The following is a 5,257-nucleotide window of genomic DNA, read 5'->3' as shown; positions in this document are numbered from 1 at the left end:
GGCGCTGGCGGCGATGCCGACGCTGCCCGAGTTGGCCGCTAACCACGTCATCCACGCGACGTTGGTGGCGACGAACTTCTTCGGGATCAACACCATCCCGATCGCGCTCAACGAGGCCGACTATGTCCGGATGTGGATCCAGGCGGCCACCACCATGGCGACATATCAAGCGACATCGGAGGCGGAGCTGGCGTCGACACCGCAGACCGACCCCGCACCGCAGATCCTGCAGGCAACCGCAGAGGCCGAGCCTGCAGAGGAGGATGCGCACGGCGGATCGCCCACCCTCATCGACTACGTCGTAGCGGAATTCTTGCGCATCGTCTCCGGTGGCCGCTTGGATTGGAATATCAACGAAGGCACCCTCAATGGAATCCCCTTCGAAGAGTACACAAATGCCGCCGACCCAAACTGGTGGGTTGTTCGTGGCATCGAATTCCCCAAGGATTTCGAAACATTCGTCCAGGAACTGTTTACGAATCCAGAGGAAGCTTTCCAGTCCTACTTCGATCTCATCCTCTTCGACTACCCCGAGCACATACCGCAGCTCCTTCAAGCGCTGAACCAGTCTCCGCTGCTACTGGCGGTCCCATTCGGCGCTGCTGCATCCAATTTGGGCGCCGCCACGGGCTTGACGGGGCTTTCCGGCTTGGCGGCTATCCAGCCTGCAGCCATCCCCGCTGCCGTGACGCCGCCTGTCGCCTCTGCAGGGCCAATGCCAATCGCGGGGATGGCCCCGGGAGTCGTCACGGTCGCGCCCAGTGCGCCGGCTCCCGCGCCCGCGCCCGCCGCGACGAGCACGGTCGCCAGCGCTGGGCCGACGACGCCGCCACCGGCTCCGGCCGCCGCAAGCTTCGGCTACCCGTTCCTGGTAGGCGGCGGCCCTGGCGCAGGCTTCGGGTCCGGCATGAGCAGCAGTGCGAGCGCCGGTGCCAAAAAGAAGGCGCCGCAGCCCGATTCTGCCGCAGCAGCAGCCGGCGCGGCCACTGGTGCGCGATCGCGACGACGTCGACGCACCGGGCTACACGACCACGGCGATGAGTTCCTCGACATGAATATCGATGTCGACCCCGACTGGGCCGTACCGCCGCGTAGCGAGGCGACGCCGTCGACTGATTCATCGGATCGAGGCGCCGGACATCTGGGGTTTGCGGGCGCCGTGAATAAGCACCCGGGCGCCGCGGCGGCGGGCTTGACCACGCTGGCCGAGGACGAGTTCGGCAGCGGCCCAAGGCTGCCGATGATCCCGGCAACGTGGAACCCGGAAGAACCCGGCGCTTCCTGAGTCCAGGCGTAGTGACGGCGACGGTAAAGCTTTGGTCATCTTTCGCCCGGGTGAGTTGTTCAGGTCAGCGCCTCGACAAGCACAGAGTCTTGATGGGCAGCGCACACACCGGGTGGTCGTCAGGCCCGTCGTGGGCTCTGTCGCGGCGGCACGCGGTAGCCGAATGCTGTGTCGTCGTCGCGAAAACAGTTGGCCGGCCGTGAGCTGCTGTGCCCATGCGGTGGGGCAGAAGCGGCAGGTGAGGCGAGCGCACCGGCCCTACGTCGGCCAGTGTGGGGGTCGTGCAGACGCGCCCGCGCGACCGGGTCGACCCGGTCACCGTGACCACCGGCGCCCGAGTCGATCGAACACGGCCGTGCAGGCGGTGAGGTTGCTCGGCCTGACACGGCCCACAGCGAGTCAGGGTGACACGAGGGTGCCGGTCGCGGCTGCCCGGACCGGCGTCGGTAGCGCGAAGGCTGGGCGGCACCTGCGCCGGCGGACGAGCCGTACCGTCGCCGATCAGCCCCGGCCCGCCACGCCCCGTGAGTGGCAAGGCCGTTGCACTACTCGGGTGTTGTGAGGTCGCATCCTCCGGCCGTGGTGAACGGGTAGGCGAGCTGGGCCAGGTAGCGGCGGGGGTAGTGGGGTTTGGCCGCCATGCCGAGCTGGTCGCTGCTGAACCGGTGATTCGGGTCGTAGGAGAAGGTGCGCAGCAGATGGTCCCAGATCAGGGTGAACAGCCCGAAGTTGACGTCGCCGACACCGGCCCATTTGAGGTGGTGGAAGCGGTGCCCTTCGTTGAGGGCCAGCAGGTACTTGGCAGGGCCGACCCGATAGTCGGCGTTGGAATGCTGCAGGAGCAGTTGGATGGCGGTGGCGGTGGCCAGCGCGGCGGCCACGTGGACCGGCAACCCAGCCATGATCAGCGGGCCGACGCCGGCGGTCATTTCGATGCTTTGATGCAGCGGGTGTTTCATCAGCCCGTTGAGCCCGTAGCAGCGGGTCACGCTGTGGTGCACCGCGTGAAAGCGCCACAGCAGCCCGATTTTGTGGCTGGCCAGGTGCACCAGGGTGATGCCCAGGTCTGCTGCCAGGATCGCGATCAGCACCTGCACGACGAAAGGCCAGTGGCGGGGCCATATTCGGGCGGGTGGAACTGCTGCGGCCAGCAATGGAATCGCGGCGACGCTGAACACCAGCAGAGTTTCGTTGACGGTGGCGTGGACGCGGTCGCGTCGGCTGTCGGCCTGATCGTGGTTCCACGACGCGTCGTAGGGGATCAGCCGCTCGACGGCAAACGACGCCGCGACCGCCACCGCTAAGACCAGCAGCAGCAGGTAGTTCGGGGCTCGGTAGGCGGCAAGGGCGATGGCGGCGCCGTTGAGCCCAATCAGCATGAAAGGTGCGTAGCCGTAGCGGATCGCAGCCGCCCCCAATGTTTTTGGTGTGGCGCTTCTGGGGTGGGTGGTCATGGCTCCAGCGTCGCCGCGACGCCGGCCTGACTGCTTGAACGTTTCGGCTACACATCATCGACGATCAGCTCATTCGGCATCAGCCACAACACCACCAGCCCGCGCTACTCCCACGGATACGAGTTCGGCCGAGGCGCGGCCCGGGCCGGGGACGGCGTCGCGACTGGCGTCGCGGGTCCGCTCGTGATCAGTGCTGATGTTCATCCGCTACGCGCAGGCAGGCGTGGCGTTTCCGGGCGGATTCGGAACGCTCAACGAACTCTTCGAGGCGCTCAGGCTCATACAGGCCGAGAAGACCCGCCGCTTCCCGGTGGTGCTTGCCGGTCCGCATCACCGGCGCGGATTGCAGCTATGGATCGGTGAGCGGCTACTCGCGCCGGAAATGGTTCCGACCGATGACGTCAAACTCAGGGGAGACGTGACCATTTGCAGAAGATACCCTATAGGGGTATCCTGCCGGTTAGGTCGGGGTGGGTCAGGCATCGATGAGAAAGGAAGCGGCATTGAGCACCGTCACTATCACAGTCGCCGGCATGAGCTGCGGGCATTGCGCGTCCTCGGTGCGCGATGAGGTCGGGCGCATCCCCGGCGTCACCGCGGTCGACGTCGATCTGCCCAGCGGCGCGGTCACCCTCGAAACCGACGGCCCGGTGGACGACAACGCGATCAAGAGCGCCGTCGAAGAGGCCGGCTACCGGCTGGCCAGCTAAACGGACAACCCCAACCGCCAGCAGAGCGTCCCCCGCACCACGATTCATAGCCCGGGCGGCTGCCGGGCATGGAAAGGAGACCATGGTGAATCCCGTCGTCGCGCCGAACGGCCACGTCGAGCTCGTGATTGACGGTATGACGTGCGCGGCGTGCGCGGCCCGGATCGAGAGGAAGCTCAACAAGCTTGCCGACGTCACCGCGGCAGTCAACTACGGGACGGAAAAAGCCAGCGTCGACTATACGGGCGACGTGACGCCAGATCAGCTCGTGTTCGCCATCGAAGAGGCCGGCTACACGGCGAAACTGGCCCAGCGCACTGCCGACGCCGCCGAAGGCGAGGGACTGGCTGACCCAGACCCCACCGCATCGCTGCGGCAGCGGTTCGGTGTTTCGCTGATACTGACCGCGCCGGTGGTCGCGATGGCCATGATTCCCCCCCTTCAGTTCACCCATTGGCAATGGCTCTCACTGATGCTGGCCGCCCCGGTGGTGGTGTGGGGCGGTTGGCCGTTCCATCGAGCCGCATGGACCAACCTGCGGCACGCCACGGCCACCATGGACACGCTGGTGTCGATGGGAACGGCCGCCGCGTTCGGCTGGTCCCTTTACGCGCTGGCCTGGGGCACCGCAGGGATGCCCGGCATGAGTCATGGGTTTGAGTTCACGATGACCCGCAGCGAGGGCACCAACAACATTTATCTGGAGGCGGCCACCGCAGTTACCACTTTCATCCTGGCGGGCCGATTTTTCGAGGCACGCTCCAAGCGCCGAGCCGGCGCCGCGCTGCGTACCCTGCTGGAGCTCGGCGCCAAGGATGTCGCAGTGCGCCGCGACGGGGTCGAGCACCGCATTCCCATCGACGAACTCGCGGTCGGGGACGAGTTCGTGGTCCGGCCGGGCGAGCAGATCGCCACCGACGGCGTCGTCGTCGAGGGCGCTACAGCGGTGGACGCCTCGTTACTGACCGGTGAGTCTGTCCCGGTCGAGGTCCACCCTGATGACCGTGTGATCGGCGCGACCGTCAACGTCGGCGGCCGAATAGTCGTACGCGCCCAGCGGATTGGAGCCGCCACGCAACTGTCCCAGATGGCCAGGCTCGTGGAGGAGGCGCAAGCCGGAAAGGCCAGGGCGCAGCGGCTGGCCGATAAAATCTCGGCTGTGTTCGTGCCCATCGTCATCGTCCTGTCGCTGGCGACACTGGGATTCTGGCTGGCCGCCGGCGCATCGGCTGCAGCGGCCTTCACCGCCGCCGTGGCGGTGTTGATTATCGCCTGCCCCTGCGCACTGGGGCTGGCCACGCCGACCGCGCTGATGGTCGGCACCGGCCGCGGCGCCCAGCTCGGCATCCTGATCAAAGGTCCCGAGGTGCTGGAATCGACCCGACGCCTCGACACCATCGTTTTCGACAAGACTGGCACGGTGACCACCGGCGCGATGACGCTGCTCGATGTGGTCGCCGTCGACGGCGAACGGCCCGATCAGGTACTGCGGCTGGCCGGTGCACTCGAGGCTGCCTCCGAGCACCCCATCGCCGCGGCGATCACCCGTGCGGCCCGTGACCGGGTCGGTGAACTCCCGGCGGCCGAGGATTTCCGCAATCTGCAGGGAATGGGCGTCCGAGGCGTGGTTGACGGCCACGAAGTGGTGGTGGGCCGCACCCGTCTTCAGGGCCAGGGGTTCCGACACCTACCGGGCCGGCTCGCTGATTCGATGCGGCAGGCCGAGTCGGAGGGCAAGACGGCGGTCGCCGTCGCCTGGAACGGCACGGTGCGCGCGGTGTTGGTGGTCGCGGACGCGGTCAGACCCA

5 protein-coding genes are annotated in these 5,257 nt (G+C 67.0%); 4 read left to right on the top strand and 1 reads right to left on the bottom strand.

Going from position 1 to position 5,257, the window contains the following annotated elements; genetic code table 11:
* Nucleotides 1–1,285, top strand: a 1,285-nt coding sequence (locus F0Q45_RS24055) for a PPE family protein (RefSeq protein ID WP_149656288.1), incomplete at its 5' end; no start/stop codon positions are given.
* A gap of 545 nt (nt 1,286–1,830) precedes the next feature.
* Here F0Q45_RS24055 and F0Q45_RS24050 read toward each other — a convergent pair.
* The gene (locus F0Q45_RS24050; RefSeq protein ID WP_149656287.1) at nt 1,831–2,739 is read right to left on the bottom strand and encodes a sterol desaturase family protein; all 909 of its coding nucleotides are present in this window, start codon (nt 2,737–2,739) and stop codon (nt 1,831–1,833) included.
* Between the two features lie 196 nt (nt 2,740–2,935).
* On the opposite strand from F0Q45_RS24050, the gene F0Q45_RS24045 reads away from it, so the two are divergent.
* The 3 genes from F0Q45_RS24045 to F0Q45_RS24035 all read left to right on the top strand — a co-directional run.
* Nucleotides 2,936–3,310 carry an LOG family protein gene (locus tag F0Q45_RS24045; RefSeq protein WP_149656286.1) on the top strand — a complete coding sequence of 125 codons (375 nt, stop codon included), beginning with the start codon at nt 2,936–2,938 and terminating at the stop codon, nt 3,308–3,310.
* A complete protein-coding gene (locus tag F0Q45_RS24040; protein ID WP_149656285.1) occupies nt 3,243–3,449 on the top strand; it encodes a heavy-metal-associated domain-containing protein in 207 nt (68 codons plus the stop codon). The genes F0Q45_RS24045 and F0Q45_RS24040 overlap by 68 nt, the downstream gene beginning before the upstream one ends.
* Before the next feature lie 136 nt (nt 3,450–3,585).
* The coding region (locus F0Q45_RS24035) for a heavy metal translocating P-type ATPase (protein ID WP_262491150.1) at nt 3,586–5,257 on the top strand (1,672 nt) is incomplete at its 3' end.

The organism is Mycobacterium simiae (assembly GCF_008370645.1).
In the GTDB taxonomy this organism is placed as follows: Bacteria; Actinomycetota; Actinomycetes; order Mycobacteriales; family Mycobacteriaceae; genus Mycobacterium; species Mycobacterium simiae_A.
Note: the sequence above shows the minus strand (reverse complement) of the source record. Positions and strands in the feature narration are given on the sequence as shown.